The organism is Bradyrhizobium sediminis, assembly GCF_018736085.1.
In the GTDB taxonomy this organism is placed as follows: Bacteria; Pseudomonadota; Alphaproteobacteria; order Rhizobiales; family Xanthobacteraceae; genus Bradyrhizobium; species Bradyrhizobium sediminis.
Genome location: NZ_CP076134.1, coordinates 202907 through 217203, shown reverse-complemented (window position 1 = coordinate 217203; position 14297 = coordinate 202907). Strand labels below are relative to the sequence as shown.

14 protein-coding genes are annotated in these 14297 nt (G+C 62.7%); 7 read left to right on the top strand and 7 right to left on the bottom strand.

Annotation, left to right across the window (positions count from 1 at the left end; genetic code table 11):
- Positions 1-72: 72 nt before the first annotated feature.
- From KMZ29_RS01070 to hemJ, 6 genes are all read right to left on the bottom strand, one after another.
- Positions 73-924: a ParA family protein gene (locus KMZ29_RS01070; RefSeq protein ID WP_215622099.1), complete on the bottom strand. Its 852-nt coding sequence runs from the start codon at positions 922-924 to the stop codon at positions 73-75.
- Positions 921-1622, bottom strand: coding sequence for a 16S rRNA (guanine(527)-N(7))-methyltransferase RsmG (gene rsmG, locus KMZ29_RS01065; RefSeq protein ID WP_215622098.1), 702 nt, complete (start codon positions 1620-1622; stop codon positions 921-923). Before rsmG ends, KMZ29_RS01070 begins: the two co-directional genes overlap by 4 nt.
- Positions 1623-1657: 35 nt before the next feature.
- A complete protein-coding gene (gene mnmG, locus KMZ29_RS01060; RefSeq protein ID WP_215622097.1) occupies positions 1658-3541 on the bottom strand; it encodes a tRNA uridine-5-carboxymethylaminomethyl(34) synthesis enzyme MnmG in 1884 nt (627 codons plus the stop codon).
- 149 nt (positions 3542-3690) lie between these two features.
- Positions 3691-5043 carry a tRNA uridine-5-carboxymethylaminomethyl(34) synthesis GTPase MnmE gene (gene mnmE / locus KMZ29_RS01055; protein WP_215622096.1) on the bottom strand — a complete coding sequence of 451 codons (1353 nt, stop codon included), beginning with the start codon at positions 5041-5043 and terminating at the stop codon, positions 3691-3693.
- Between the two features lie 286 nt (positions 5044-5329).
- The gene (gene rho / locus KMZ29_RS01050; protein WP_215604313.1) at positions 5330-6595 is read right to left on the bottom strand and encodes a transcription termination factor Rho; all 1266 of its coding nucleotides are present in this window, start codon (positions 6593-6595) and stop codon (positions 5330-5332) included.
- A gap of 256 nt (positions 6596-6851) precedes the next feature.
- Entirely contained in the window at positions 6852-7274 is a 423-nt protein-coding gene (hemJ, locus tag KMZ29_RS01045) for a protoporphyrinogen oxidase HemJ (RefSeq protein ID WP_215622095.1), read from the bottom strand.
- Between the two features lie 396 nt (positions 7275-7670).
- On the opposite strand from hemJ, the gene KMZ29_RS01040 reads away from it, so the two are divergent.
- From KMZ29_RS01040 to dnaQ, 4 genes are read left to right on the top strand one after another with little or no spacing between them, the layout of a single operon-like run.
- A complete protein-coding gene (locus tag KMZ29_RS01040; RefSeq protein WP_215606508.1) occupies positions 7671-8507 on the top strand; it encodes a pyruvate, water dikinase regulatory protein in 837 nt (278 codons plus the stop codon).
- Complete coding sequence (locus tag KMZ29_RS01035; protein WP_215622094.1) at positions 8504-9112, top strand: Maf family protein; 609 nt, start codon at positions 8504-8506, stop codon at positions 9110-9112. Before KMZ29_RS01040 ends, KMZ29_RS01035 begins: the two co-directional genes overlap by 4 nt.
- A gap of 33 nt (positions 9113-9145) precedes the next feature.
- Complete coding sequence (coaE, locus tag KMZ29_RS01030; protein WP_215622093.1) at positions 9146-9745, top strand: dephospho-CoA kinase; 600 nt, start codon at positions 9146-9148, stop codon at positions 9743-9745.
- Between the two features lie 25 nt (positions 9746-9770).
- Positions 9771-10466, top strand: a complete 696-nt coding sequence (gene dnaQ, locus KMZ29_RS01025; RefSeq protein ID WP_215622092.1) for a DNA polymerase III subunit epsilon — start codon at positions 9771-9773, stop codon at positions 10464-10466.
- Positions 10467-10472: 6 nt separating this feature from the next.
- Here the strand turns inward: dnaQ and secB are convergent, their stop codons facing one another.
- Complete coding sequence (gene secB, locus KMZ29_RS01020; protein ID WP_215614076.1) at positions 10473-10958, bottom strand: protein-export chaperone SecB; 486 nt, start codon at positions 10956-10958, stop codon at positions 10473-10475.
- Between the two features lie 430 nt (positions 10959-11388).
- Here secB and KMZ29_RS01015 point away from each other — a divergent pair, with 430 nt between their 5' ends.
- From KMZ29_RS01015 to KMZ29_RS01005, 3 genes are read left to right on the top strand one after another with little or no spacing between them, the layout of a single operon-like run.
- On the top strand, positions 11389-12093 hold the full coding sequence (locus KMZ29_RS01015; RefSeq protein WP_215614075.1) for a Tim44/TimA family putative adaptor protein: 705 nt from the start codon (positions 11389-11391) through the stop codon (positions 12091-12093).
- Positions 12071-13690: a murein transglycosylase A gene (mltA, locus tag KMZ29_RS01010; protein ID WP_369810063.1), complete on the top strand. Its 1620-nt coding sequence runs from the start codon at positions 12071-12073 to the stop codon at positions 13688-13690. The genes KMZ29_RS01015 and mltA overlap by 23 nt, the downstream gene beginning before the upstream one ends.
- Complete coding sequence (locus tag KMZ29_RS01005; protein ID WP_215622090.1) at positions 13687-14289, top strand: Smr/MutS family protein; 603 nt, start codon at positions 13687-13689, stop codon at positions 14287-14289. Before mltA ends, KMZ29_RS01005 begins: the two co-directional genes overlap by 4 nt.
- Positions 14290-14297: the final 8 nt, after the last annotated feature.

The following is a 14297-nucleotide window of genomic DNA, read 5'->3' as shown; positions in this document are numbered from 1 at the left end:
TTTTTCACTTCATCGACTCGGGATTCCGGATCAATCCGCTCACGCGGATTGTCCGGAATGACGTGGGTCAACTCAATGCGTGCGCAGCTCGCGCTCACGCTGGATCACTTCAGTCGCGAGCTTGAGATAGGCGTCGCTGCCGACGCATTTGAGGTCGTACACCAGTACCGGCTTGCCGTAGGACGGCGCCTCGGAGATGCGCACGTTGCGCGGGATCATGGTGTTGTAGACCTTGCTGCCCATGAACTGCCTGACGTCGGCGACGACCTGGTTCGACAGATTGTTGCGCGAGTCGAACATCGTGAGCACGATGCCGTGGATCGACAGATTGGGATTGAGCGTTGAGCGCACCTGCTCCACCGTCTGCAGCAATTGCGACAGGCCTTCGAGCGCGAAGAACTCGCACTGCAGCGGCACCAGGATCGCATCAGAGGCCGCCATCGCGTTGACGGTGAGAAGATTGAGCGACGGCGGACAATCGATCAGCACATAGGTGTAATCGGAATCCGGCGCGACGTTGGAATTCAGCGCTGCGATCGCATCGCGCAGGCGGAAGGCGCGGTCTCGGGTCGAACCAAGTTCGAGTTCGAGGCCGGAGAGATCCATGGTCGAAGCCGCGATATGCAGCCGCGGCACCGCGGTCGGCACCACCGCGTCGCGCAGTGGCGCCTCGCCGATCAGCACGTCGTAGGTCGAACAGCTGCGGTTGCGGCGGTCGATGCCAAGCCCGGTGGAGGCGTTGCCCTGCGGATCGAGATCGACGATCAGCACCCGCTCCCCAATCGCCGCGAGCGCGGTGCCGAGATTGATCGCGGTGGTGGTCTTGCCGACGCCGCCCTTCTGGTTGGCCAGCGCCAGGATGCGCGGATGGCCGGGCGGACGGGGGGCCTCATCCTCTTGATAAATCTGATCAATTACGGTCATGCGCTTGTGCCATGTGCTGTTGCGGGCTGACGGCGCCGCTCGATATTGTCGAGCTCGACGATCCAGCCGTGTCCGCCGGTGCGGCTGGAATGAAGTTGCGGCTTGATATTCCAATATTTAGTGGCTTCGGTCAATTCAGCCTCTACATCTTGGCCCTTGAGAAACAGCGCTTTCGCGCCCTTCTTCACCAGCGGTTCCGCGAAACCGATGAGCTGGTGTAGCGGAGCCACCGCGCGGGCTGTGACGCAATCGACCGGTCCGGTAATTCTATCCACACTATCCCCAATATCCGACAGATGAACCTGGCCGGGCGCGTTGGTAACTCGGAGTGCCTCGCGCAGGAACGCCGCCTTCTTGGCGTTGCGCTCTACCAGATGGACCATCGCTCCCGGCGTACCGGCCAAGGCGCAGGCCAGCACCACGCCGGGAAACCCTCCGCCGCTGCCGAGGTCGGCCCAGGTCTTGGCTGAGGGAGCGATCGTCAGGAGCTGCAGCGAATCGGCGATATGCCGGGTCCACAGACTAGGCAGCGTCGACGGCGCCACCAGGTTGGTTTTCGCCTGCCACTCCAGCAGGAGATCGACATAGCGATCGAGGCGCGCCTCTGTTTCACGTGAAACGGGCGTCAGCGCGAGCGCTGCCGCCTTATCTAGAGCGAGGGCGGCGGGAGAAACAACCTGTCTTGCTGGATTGGCCAATTTTGATGGGCCTTGTTTCACGTGAAACAGATTAATTAAGCCGACGCGACAGCCGGCTTCTTTCGAGCTTCCCGCCGCAAATAGGCCGCCAGGATACCCAAGGCCGCCGGGGTCATTCCGTCGATCCGGCCCGCCTGCCCCACCGTTCGCGGTCGTGCGGTTTCGAGCTTCGACCGGGCCTCATTCGAGAGTCCAGGCACGTTAGCGTAATCGACGCCGGTCAGGATCAGCCCCTCGTCGCGGCGGAAGGCATCGACATCGGCGTTCTGACGCTTGAGATAGACATCGTATTTGGCATCGATCTCGACGTGGACGGCGATTCCTGGGTCAATGGCCGACAATTCCGGCCAGATGCCGTGAATTTCGGTCCAGCCAAGCTCCGGATAGGCCAGCAACTCGAAGGCCGAGCGGCGCTGGCCATCCCTGTTGAGCGCCAGGCCATGCTTGGCGGCTTCATTGGGCGTGATCGTCAGCGATTTTGTCAGCGCCTTCGCGGCGTTGAGCGCTGCCATCTTGGCGCCGTGGTGGCTCGAACGGGTCTCCCCGACGCAGCCGAGCGCGATACCCTTATCGGTCAGGCGTTGGTCGGCATTGTCGGCCCGCAGCGTCAGCCGGTACTCGGCGCGTGAGGTGAACATCCGATAGGGCTCGGTGATACCGCGCGTGACGAGATCGTCGATCATGACGCCGAGATAGCCGTCGGCGCGGTCGAAAACGATCGGATCGGCTCCGCCGGCCGCCAAGCCTGCGTTGAGACCTGCAACCAGTCCCTGGGCCGCAGCCTCCTCATAGCCCGTGGTGCCATTGATCTGCCCGGCCAGGAATAGCCCGGGCAGCCGTTTTGTCTGCAAGGTCGGATCGAGTTCGCGGGGATCGACATGGTCATATTCGATCGCATAGCCCGGCCGGACCATCCGTACCCGCTCAAGCCCGGGAATCGTCGCCAGGATCGCGAGCTGGACCTCTTCCGGCAGCGAGGTCGAAATGCCGTTCGGATAGACCGTGGAGTCGTCAAGGCCTTCCGGCTCCAGAAAGATCTGATGGCCGTCGCGATCGCCGAAGCGGACGATTTTGTCCTCGATCGACGGACAATAACGCGGGCCCGAACTCTTGATCTGGCCGGAATACATCGGCGAGCGATGCACGTTGGCCCGGATCACCTCATGGGTCGCAGCGATGGTGCGGGTGATCCCACACTGGATCTGCGGCGTGGTGATACAGTCGGTCAGCACCGAGAACGGTTCCGGCGGATCGTCGCCCGGCTGCATTTCCACCGCGGACCAGTCGATGGTGGTCCCGTCGAGCCGCGGCGGCGTGCCGGTCTTCAGACGGCCGAGCGTAAAGCCGGCCCGCTCGAACGACTTCGAAAGCCCCATGGCCGGGGCCTCGTCGATGCGTCCCGCCGGCCAGTTCTTCTCGCCGAGATGGATCAGCCCGCGAAGGAAGGTGCCGGTGGTGATGACAACGGCAACGGCGGATAGCGCGCGGCCATCGATCAGGCGAATGCCGGTGACCCGGCCATTGGAAAGAATCAGCTCGTCGGCCTCGCCCTCGATCACGCCGAGATTGGCGGTCTCGCGGATCGCGGCCTGCATCGCCGCTGCGTAGAGCTTGCGATCGGCCTGGGCCCGAGGTCCCCGTACCGCCGGACCCTTGCGGCGATTGAGCATGCGAAACTGGATACCGCCGGCGTCGGCGGCCCGGCCCATCAGGCCGTCGAGCGCATCGACCTCCCGGACCAGGTGGCCCTTGCCGAGGCCGCCGATGGCGGGATTGCAGGACATCGCGCCGATGGTCGCGAACCGGTGCGTCACCAATGCCGTTCTGGCGCCGAGGCGCGCAGCCGCGCTCGCGGCCTCGCAGCCGGCATGGCCGCCACCGACCACGATGACGTCGAACGATTCTTGCGCGGTGATCATGGCCGGACTTTTATCGCGAAGCGGCAAAACCCGGAAGCGGTAAGTTCGCTGCCGAGCGTCGTGTTTCACGTGAAACAATGGCCGCCTCCATGCGGCGAGGGCTTGTTTCACGTGAAACAACGGAACATCTTAAAATGAACAAAGAAATATTACTTTCCTATACAAAATTCCCGGAAGATCACATCGAGAATATCCTCGACGTCGACCCGGCCCAACAGCCTCCCCAAGGAATGAGCCGCGCTTCGCAGTTCCTCCGCGGCCAGTTCCTCACCCCTTTCGATGACACCCATGCTGCGCTGTAATGAAGCCGCCGTCTCCTCCAGCAATCTTCGCTGCCGAGCCCGGCCGATCAACGCGCCGGTGTCCGAGCCGAAATAGACTTGCGCGAATTGCACCAGCGCAGCGATCAGCTCCGCCAGCCCATCGCCCTGGCTGGCCGAGATCCTGAACTCGGCGGAGGCGCCCTCCCGCGCAGGATCACCGGCTGCATGCGTCGCGTCGGACTGGCCTCCGTCGAGATCGATCTTGTTACGCACCAGCCAAACCGGCGCCTCGCCCTTGTGCAGAATTTTCTCGTGCTCCGCATCGGCCAGCCACAACACCAGGTCGGCCTCCGCCGCCCGCGCCCGCGCCCGCCGCACACCCTCCTGCTCCACCGGATCCTCGGTCTCGCGAATCCCCGCGGTGTCGATGACCGTCACCGGATAGCCGTCGAGATCGAGCTGGACTTCGATGATGTCCCGCGTGGTGCCGGCATGCGGCGACACGATCGCGACCTCGCGCCGCGCCAGCGCATTCATCAGCGTCGACTTGCCGACGTTCGGAGGACCCGCGATCGCGACCACCAGGCCGTCGCGCAGCCGCTCACTTCGTCCCTGTGCCGCAAGGACTTCCTCGATTTCCGCAAGCAGGCCTTTGATCTTCAGCAGCGCCGGCGCCATCAGCTCGGCCGGCACGTCGCCTTCGTCGGCAAAATCGATCCCCGCCTCGATCAGCGCCGAGGCCTCGATGATCTGCGCCCGCCAGTCACGCGCCCTGTCGCCGAGCAGACCTTTCAGCTGGCGTAGCGCCTGGCGGCGCTGCCGGTCGGTGTCGGCATGGATGAGATCGTCGAGACCTTCGGCCTCGGTGAGGTCGAGCTTTCCATTCTCGAAGGCGCGGCGGGTAAACTCGCCCGGCTCCGCCGCCCGTATGTCCGGCAAGGCCGAGAGCGCCGTGAACAGTGCCGCCAGCACCGCGCGGCCGCCATGGACGTGGAATTCCACGACATCCTCCCCGGTCGCGCTGGCCGGCCCGGGAAACCACAGCACCACTGCGTCGTCGATCGGCTGCTGACCAGCGTCCCGCAACAGGGCCCGCGTCGCCATGCGCGGCACTGGAAGCTTGCCAGCCAACGCCGTCAACGCCGGCCCAGCCTCAGGCCCGGAAACCCGCACCATGGCAATCGCACTCGGTGGCCGGCCCGATGAAAGCGCAAAAATGGTCTGCTCGCGCGGATGCATCGCCTATTTGTGCCGGAGCCATTGAAAAGGCAACGCAATCTCGACTGGTTGGCTGATACAGCCAACCAGAAGCAAGATGCGCCAGATGGGCCGCCAAGTTCGGCCGTCCAAGCGCTTTCGGGAAATGATATTAACTTTATATATCAACCGCTTACGGGCTCCCGCACGAAGCAGCCAGCCCTTGTCATGCTGCAGAATTGCTGCAGCAAAGGCGCAACATGACGCCCAAAACGAAAAGGGCGCCCTCGCCTGCGCAAGGACGCCCCCTTTAAACCAGTCAAGCCGGTCAGGTATTCATCGACTCGAAGAATTCTGCGTTGTTCTTGGTGTTGCGCAGCTTGTCGAGCAGGAAGTCGATGGCGTCCATGGTGCCCATCGGATTCAGGATCCGGCGCAGCACATACATTTTCTTCAGGAGCTGTGGATCGGTGATCAGCTCTTCCTTGCGGGTGCCGGAGCGCGAGATGTCGATCGCCGGGAAGGTCCGCTTGTCCGAAACCTTGCGGTCGAGGATCAGTTCCGAGTTACCGGTGCCCTTGAACTCTTCGAAAATGACTTCGTCCATGCGGCTGCCGGTATCGACCAGCGCGGTGGCGATGATGGTGAGCGAACCGCCTTCCTCGATGTTGCGCGCGGCACCGAAGAACCGCTTCGGCCGCTGCAGCGCATTGGCGTCGACGCCGCCGGTCAGCACCTTGCCGGATGACGGCACTACGGTGTTGTAGGCCCGGCCCAGGCGCGTGATCGAATCGAGCAGGATCACCACGTCGCGACCATGTTCGACCAGCCGCTTGGCCTTCTCGATCACCATCTCGGCCACCTGGACGTGACGCACGGCGGGCTCGTCGAAGGTTGACGAGACGACTTCGCCTTTCACCGAGCGCTGCATGTCCGTGACTTCTTCCGGACGCTCGTCGATCAAGAGCACGATCAGGTAGCATTCCGGATGATTGGCCGTGATCGAATGCGCGATGTTCTGCATCAGCACGGTCTTGCCGGTGCGCGGCGGCGCCACGATCAGGGCGCGCTGGCCCTTGCCGATCGGCGCCACGATGTCGATAACCCTTGCAGAAAGGTCCTTTCTGGTCGGGTCTTCGAGCTCGAGCCGAAAACGCTGATCGGGAAACAGCGGCGTCAGATTGTCAAAATTGACCTTGTGCTTGGATTTTTCCGGGTCCTCGAAATTCAGCGTGTTGACCTTCAGCAGCGCAAAATAGCGTTCGCCTTCCTTCGGGCTGCGGATGTGGCCTTCGATGGTGTCGCCAGTCCGAAGTCCGAAGCGGCGGATCTGCGAGGGCGAGACGTAGATATCATCCGGTCCCGGCAGGTAATTGGCATCCGGCGAGCGCAGAAATCCGAAGCCGTCGGAGAGAACCTCGACGACACCTTCCCCGATGATGTCGGTTTCCTGGATCGCGAGTTGTTTGAGAATGGCGAACATCAGCTCCTGCTTGCGCATGGTGCTGGCGTTTTCGACCCCTTTTTCCTCCGCGAACGAGACGAGCTCGGCTGCCGTTTGGGATTTGAGATCTTGAAGTTTTATTTCCCGCATTGGGGTGGTCCTGTGGAGTAGCTAGGGAAGGGTTGTGAGGTGGCTATGAGGAAAAGCGGACGCAGAAGAAGGAAGGTTCCACAGGTCTAAGCAAGGAAAGCGCCGGAGAGGCTTCAAACCTGATGCGGCGGCCGGTTCGATGGGAAAACCGGAACGCGACCACATCCGCCTGCGTGGGGTGGGATTTAGCTAATATAGAAAATCGGCGAGCCTTCCGCAAGCAGCTCCGGGCTTGGGGTGTTAGCGACGAATGCACTCAAAACGGCTTCACGATCACGAAAACCACGATTCCAATCATCAGGACCGTCGGTACCTCATTGATAATGCGGTAAAATTTCCGGCTCCTGGTATTCCGATCGGCGGCGAAATCCTTCACCCAGCGAGCAAAAAACCCGTGGACACCGGACAGCACGATCACCAGCAGAAACTTCACGTGGAACCAGCCGGCCGAAAGCCAATGCCCGCTCCAGGCGAGATACAATCCGGCGAGCCAGGCGATGATCATGGCCGGGTTGATGATCGCCTTCAGCAACCGCCGTTCCATGATCTTGAAGGTTTCGGATTGCTTCGACCCGGCCTCGGTATCGCAATGGTAAACGAACAGCCGCGGCAGATAGAGCATGCCGGCCATCCAGGAGATGACCGCGATCACATGCAGCGCCTTGATCCATTCGTACATCGAAGAGCTCTACCTTGCGTGGGATGAGACATATCCGCAAGCAGGCCTTTTCTAAACTAATAATTTTAGAATCTTAGGTTTGAGTCTAAGTAGCGGTGGATTAGGCCCGCGCAAATTTGTCCCGCTCTTGTCCTTGGATGTTCACATCCATCAACATTTCCGGCGGTAGTTCAGGCCATCGGAATAATGCCACTTACCTCAACGGCTTGCGCAGTGTTATGGCGAGCTTATCAAGAGACAAGTCCACATAATCTCATTATCATTGAGGCAAGCGAGTGGACTTTTCCATTTCATGAGGCCTGTGAAGAAAATACCGGGTTATCCCTGAGCCATCGGCGAGGGCTCGATTCTCTCGGGTAAGCTCCACAGCGATTCACAGGATACACAGGGGTCTTGGTGCCTACGACCGGCAACTATTTTCATCTTCATCTGGTTTCCGATTCGACCGGCGAGACGCTGATTACCGTGGCGCGCGCGGTGGCCGCGCAATATGCCAATGTAACGCCGGTCGAACACGTCTATCCCTTGGTGCGCAGCCAGAAGCAGCTCGACCGCGTGCTCGATGAAATCGAGGAAGCTCCGGGGATCGTGCTCTTTACCTTGCTGGAAAAGGATCTGGTCGGCCGGCTGGAAGCCAAGTGCAAGGAGATGAACATTCCGAGCCTGTCGATCATAGGGCCGGTCATGCAGCTGTTTCAGGCCTATCTCGGCGCCGCGACGACGGGGCGCGTCGGCGCGCAGCACACCCTGAATGCGGAATACTTCAAGCGCATCGATGCGCTGAACTATACGATGATGCATGATGACGGCCAGCACGTCGAAGGCCTGGAAGAGGCCGACGTGGTTCTGGTCGGTGTGTCCCGTACCTCGAAAACCCCGACCTCGATCTATCTCGCCAACCGCGGCATCCGCACCGCGAATGTTCCGCTGGTACCGGGCATCCCCGTCCCACATCAACTGGAGACGCTGAAGAAGCCGCTGGTGGTCAGTCTCCATGCCACGCCCGAGCGGCTGATCCAGGTACGGCAAAACCGGCTCTTGAGCATGGGTGACCGCGACAACGACAACTATATCGATCGTCAGGCCGTTGCCGACGAGGTCGCTTTTGCGCGCCGATTGAGCGCGAAATTCAACTGGGCACAGCTCGACGTAACGCGGCGATCGATCGAGGAAAGCGCCGCCGCTGTCATGAAGCTGTTCACCGACCGGCAGCGGCAGCGGTTGTCCGAATGACGCTGTGGCGCGGCAGAGATCCGTTGATCCTGGCCTCGCAAAGCCGAGCGCGACAAATGCTGCTGGCCAATGCCGGCCTTCGTTGCGAAGCCGTTCCGGCCGAGATCGATGAGCGCGGCGCACAGCAGGCTTCCGGCCTGTTGGCGCCCGGTGAAATAGCAGCCTTGCTGGCGCGCGAGAAAGCGCTTTGGGTCTCGGCCCGTCATTCCCGCGGATATGTCATCGGTGCCGATCAGACGCTGGCGCTGGAACAGCGGCTATTCAGCAAGCCGGCCGGTCGCGCCCAGGCCGCCGAGCAATTGCGCGACCTTGCCGGTCGCAGCCATGAACTGCACTCCGCCGTTGCCGTGGCGCGCGACGGCAAGATATTGTTCGAAGGCGTTGCCGTGGCGCGAATGACCATGAGGCAGCTGAGCGGCGCTGAAATCCGAGCCTATCTGGATGAGGCGGGCGAGGCCGTGACATCGAGCGTCGGCGCCTATCAGCTCGAAGGTCTGGGTGTGCATCTGTTCGAACGCATCGAAGGCGATCATTTCACCATTCTCGGACTGCCGCTGCTGCCGTTGCTTGCGTTTCTGCGCGGCGAGCGGCTGCTCGGCGTCTAACAAGAAACGCTCGGACGACAGGCGATAAGTCGAATGATAATTCTGGGGCTGACCGGTTCGATCGGAATGGGCAAATCGACCACCGCGAAACTGTTCGCGGAAGCCGGCGTCCCGGTCTACGACGCCGACGCCACGGTTCACAAATTATACGAGGGCGAGGCGGCACCGGCGATCGAGGCGGCTTTTCCGGGCACGACTTCGGACGGCAAGGTGGACCGCCAGAAACTGTCGGCGCGTGTGGTGCATGACCCGGCCGCGATGAAGCAACTCGAGCAGATCGTTCACCCGATGCTGGGCGCCTCGCGGCAGAAATTCTTCGAGGAAGCCGAGCAGGCCGGCGCACCGGTCGTCGTGGTCGACGTGCCCTTGCTGTTCGAAACCGGCGGCGAGAAGCGCGTCGATGCGGTGGTGGTGGTTACGACCTCGCCGGAAAACCAGCGCGAGCGAATCATGGCGCGCGGCACCATGACCAGCGAAGCGCTCGATTCGATCCTGGCGCGGCAACTGCCCGACGCCGAAAAACGCAAACGCGCGGATTTCGTGGTGGATACGTCGCACGGTCTCGACCCGGTGCGGGCGCAAATCCGCGACATCCTGCGAGAGGTTGTTAGAATGCCGAAACGGCGGAGCTGATTCGCCGCTTTTGCGGACCGGACACATGCGCGAAATCGTTCTCGATACCGAAACCACCGGCCTCGACCCGCTGCGCGGCGACCGGCTGGTCGAGATCGGCTGTGTCGAGATCGTCAACCGGATGCCGACCGGGCAGACCTTTCACCGGCATATCAATCCCGAGCGCGACATGCCGGCCGAGGCCTTCGCCGTGCACGGTCTGTCCAGCGAGTTCCTCTCCGACAAGCCGCTGTTCGTCCATGTGGTCGAGGAGTTCCTGGAATTCATCGGCGATGCGCCGCTGGTGATTCACAACGCATCCTTCGATATCGGCTTCATCAATGCCGAGCTCGACCGCATCCGGCGGCCGGCAATCGCACGCGATCGGCTGGTCGACACGCTGCTGTTGGCGCGGCGCAAGCATCCGGGCGTGTCGAACCGTCTCGACGATCTCTGCTCGCGCTATGCGATCGACAATTCCCGCCGTACCAAACACGGCGCCTTGCTCGACGCCGAACTGTTGGCCGAGGTCTATATCGACCTGATCGGAGCCCGGCAGTCGCAACTGATTCTGGCAACCGAGGTCCGCGAAGCCCGCGCCGGCGGGCACGGCGAAATGCCGCGGCGGATCCGCGAGGTGGCGCTGGCGCCACGGGTCAGCGATGAAGATCGCGCGGCCCATCGGGCCTTTGTCGCCACGCTGGGCGACAAGCCGATCTGGAATGATTTTTTGGGCGGTTGACCCGCGTCAGCTCGGCTTTGCCTGCGAGGCCTGGGCCGCAGCCTGCCGCTCCAGGTTCTGGCGATACAGACCGACAAAATCGACCGGATCCAGCATCAGCGGCGGGAAACCGCCGTCACGCACCGAGGTCGCGATGATCTCGCGCGCGAACGGGAACAACAGCCGCGGGCATTCGATCATGACCAGCGGGTGCAGGTTTTCCTTGGGCACGTTGACGATACGGAATACGCCGGCATAGGCGAGATCGAAGCTGAACATCACCTTGCCGGCGTTTTCAGCCTTGCCCTCGACCGAAAGCGTCACTTCGAACTCATTTTCGGCGATATTATTGGCGCTGACGTTGATCTGGATGTTGATCGCGGGCTGCTGCTGCTGCGGCGCCAGCGAGGCCGGCGCGTTCGGATTTTCGAACGACAGGTCCTTGGTGTACTGCGCCAGCACGTTCAACTGAGGAGGGGCCGCCTCGGGGGGCGCGCCGTTGCCGTTGGTCATGAAAATCTCTCCTGGAGCCGAGCCGGGCCGGTTATGCGTCTGAATTCGCTCGTGAGGCGCGAAAACGCCTTTGTCGGGGCGAGTGGCTATCATAGCCCCGCCTCGGTCCACAAGGACGACAATCGCCTGTGCCCGGTTAAGGTAACCCCGGGGAGCAGCGCGCTCCCCGGGATCCGGTACCGGAGGGCGGGCCGGGCTGCCGGGGTAAGCCCTAAATTGTTGAATATGCGCGATTTCCGGGCATGATCGGGGTTTCCCCTTGGGTCCAAAACGCGCTACATTCGTCCGTGGCAAAGGGCGCCATTGGCCGGGCCAGATTTCGTGCCTACATGCTGCAGACCCAACCGATGATGTAGTCTCTGCCGTTCCCGGAGGGAACGCTCTACCGCCGGACCCGTTGCCGGCGTGAGAACAAGAAAGCGAATGCGACGTGGATATTTACACCATCATCTTTCTGGCGCTGGCGGTCTTCATCTTCCTGCGTCTGCGTAACGTTCTCGGGCAGCGCACCGGAAGCGAACGGCCGCCCTTCGATCGCGCGGCGCGCAACGTCCTGCAGGGCACGCAGGACAATAACGTGGTGCCGATGCCGGGTGCTGTGATCGATCAGGCGCCGCTGGCGCCGACCGCTGAAGTGACGCCGCCGTCCGACCGCTGGAAGGGTCTGGCCGAGACGGGCACGCCGCTGGCGCAGGGGCTCGATGCCATTGCCGCTCAGGACTCCTCGTTCGATCCGCGGCATTTCCTCAGCGGCGCGAAGAGTGCCTACGAGATGATCGTGCTGGCTTTCGCCAATGGCGACCGCCGCGCGCTGAAGGACCTCTTGTCGTCCGAGGTCTATGAGAGTTTCGAGTCCGTGATCAAGGATCGCGAAAAGCACGAGCAGAAGACGGAAACGCGGTTTGTCTCGATCGACAAGGCCGAACTCGTCGGTGCCGAAGCCCGCGACCGCGCGGCGCAGCTGACCGTCCGTTTCGTGTCGCAGATGGTCTCGGTGACCCGCGACAAGGCCGGAACGATCGTCGACGGCAATCCGGACAAGGTCGCAGATATTACTGATGTTTGGACCTTCGCCCGCGACGTCACCTCACGCGATCCGAACTGGAAGCTGGTTGGCACCGGCAGCGCTAGCTGACGCGGGCGGCGTCAAGCGGTACGCCGCCGCGTTTTGTGCGATCGCGGTCGCATTGTCGATGGCGCCTTTGAGCGCGTTCGCCGCGCATCGTGCTCACAAGTCGCACAGCGCGCGTCCGCATCTTCCGAATATCCGTGCCGTCCCGTATCCCCGTCTCGCCTGGCCGCTTGAAATCAGCGGCAGCCAATATGCGCCGGTCGCGTGGGCCGACATCGCCGGCTGGAGCGAGGACGATCATCTCGCCGGCTACAAGGCGTTCCGCACCAGCTGCCGGCCGATAGCGGCGCAACGAAATCCTCCTTCCGACCCAAAGGCCCTCGGCACGTCATTGCGCGACCCCTGCAGGATCGCCAAAGGTCTCGACCTCAACGAGGGCGCCAGGGCCAAAGCCTTTTTCGAGGAACATTTTCTCCCCTTGCGGATCTCGCGGGTCGGCGAGGGCGAGGGCTTCGTTACCGGATACTACGAGCCGGTGATTGACGGCTCCAGGACCCAGACCGACGTCTACACCGTGCCGGTCTATCGCCGCCCCTCCAATCTGTTCGTGCGCGGCACCAGCCAAAGCTCGGCCGGACTGCCCAACAAGGGACAGGTATATCGCAAGATCGGCCGCCGTAAACTGGTGCCCTATTACGATCGCGCCGAGATCGAGGACGGCGCGATTGCCGGCCGCGGGCTCGAAATCTGCTGGCTCAAGAACCAGACCGATTTGCTGTTCACGCAGATCCAGGGCTCTGCACGGGTGAAGCTCGAAGACGGGTCCACCATCCGCATCAACTACGACGCACACAACGGCTATCCCTATACGCCAGTCGGCCGCATCCTGATCGAACGCAACATCATCCCGAAGGATCAGATGTCGATGCAGAAGATCAGAGAGTGGATGGAGCAGAACCCCGACGGCTCCAACGAATTGCGCCGGCAGAACCGCTCTTACGTGTTCTTTCGCGAAGTGAACCTCTCCGACAAGGACGAGGCGGTGGGTGCGCAGGGCGTCCCGCTGACCCCGGGCCGGTCGATCGCCGTCGACAAGGCGCTGCATGTCTATGGCACGCCGTTCTTCATCGAGGGCGAGCTGCCGATCGAATCCGAGCTATCGAAGACGCCGTTCCGCCGGCTGATGATCGCGCAGGACACGGGCTCGGCGATCGTCGGTCCGGCGCGCGCCGATCTCTATTTCGGCGCCGGCGCCGGGGCCGGAAAAGTATCCGGCCGGCTGCGGCACAATGCGCGCTTCGCCATCCTGATTCCGAAGAGCCTCGATCCGGTGGCTCGGGGGCGCAAAATGCCGGTGCCGGACGAGCGGCCGTCGGAGAAGATCGCAAAGCTGTTTCCGCAGGTCGATCCCTTGAAGGATCAGCCCAAGGACCAGAAGAACGGCACCAAGCCGACCGACGCTTCCGCGGCTGCCGGCTCGAAGGCTGCCGTCGCCAGGGAACCCGCGAAGAACGGCGCTCCTGCGGCGGTCGCGCCGTCTGCGACGACCCAGACGGCGGTGGCGAAACCGGTGCCGTTGCCGGAAGCGCGGCCCAACATCGCGCCGAGCCGTGAACTGCGCCGCCATCGTCATTACCGCCATTACCGCCGCGTTCGATGAAGCGTCCGAACCCGATCCCGGAATTGTCCGCGCCGCCGCGGCGCAAGCGCGGCCTGAGCGAGGAAGAACGCGCGCTGTGGGAGAGCGTCGCCAAGCAAATAAAGCCGCTGCGCAAGAAGCCGCGTGCCGCCAAGGCGCATGGCGTGGCACCGGATCCGGAAACGCCGGTCGCCGCAACATCCGCAAACCCGCCGAAGCATCTTCCGCCCGCCAGGATTCCGCGCGCGCCGAAACCGGCGTTGCCGCCGGCCGCGCCGCCGCTGGCGCCGCTCGGGCGTCGCGAGCGCTCGCAACTGTCGCGCGGGCGCAAGGAGATCGATGCCCGGCTCGATTTGCACGGCATGACGCAGATGCGCGCCCACCGCGCGTTGTTCGGATTCCTGCAACGCGCCCACAGTGACGGCCTGACCTTCGTGCTCGTCATTACCGGCAAAGGGAAGATGGGCTCCGAGTCCGAACGCGGGGTGCTGCGCCGCCAAGTGCCGCAATGGCTGGGCCTGCCGGAATTCCGTTCGCTGGTGGTCGGCTTCGAGGAAGCGCATATCGGCCATGGCGGCGAGGGTGCGCTCTATGTTCGGGTCCGACGCTCACGTATTTGAGCTGCCTA

Coding starts and splice junctions, on each gene's coding strand:
- hemJ (WP_215622095.1), bottom strand. CDS start 7,274: ATGTACGAATGGATCAAGGCGCTGCATGTGATCGCGGTCATCTCCTGG.
- KMZ29_RS01070 (WP_215622099.1), bottom strand. CDS start 924: ATGACCGTAATTGATCAGATTTATCAAGAGGATGAGGCCCCCCGTCCG.
- mnmG (WP_215622097.1), bottom strand. CDS start 3,541: ATGATCACCGCGCAAGAATCGTTCGACGTCATCGTGGTCGGTGGCGGC.
- dnaQ (WP_215622092.1), top strand. CDS start 9,771: ATGCGCGAAATCGTTCTCGATACCGAAACCACCGGCCTCGACCCGCTG.
- rho (WP_215604313.1), bottom strand. CDS start 6,595: ATGCGGGAAATAAAACTTCAAGATCTCAAATCCCAAACGGCAGCCGAG.
- secB (WP_215614076.1), bottom strand. CDS start 10,958: ATGACCAACGGCAACGGCGCGCCCCCCGAGGCGGCCCCTCCTCAGTTG.
- KMZ29_RS01005 (WP_215622090.1), top strand. CDS start 13,687: ATGAAGCGTCCGAACCCGATCCCGGAATTGTCCGCGCCGCCGCGGCGC.
- KMZ29_RS01035 (WP_215622094.1), top strand. CDS start 8,504: ATGACGCTGTGGCGCGGCAGAGATCCGTTGATCCTGGCCTCGCAAAGC.
- coaE (WP_215622093.1), top strand. CDS start 9,146: ATGATAATTCTGGGGCTGACCGGTTCGATCGGAATGGGCAAATCGACC.
- mnmE (WP_215622096.1), bottom strand. CDS start 5,043: ATGCATCCGCGCGAGCAGACCATTTTTGCGCTTTCATCGGGCCGGCCA.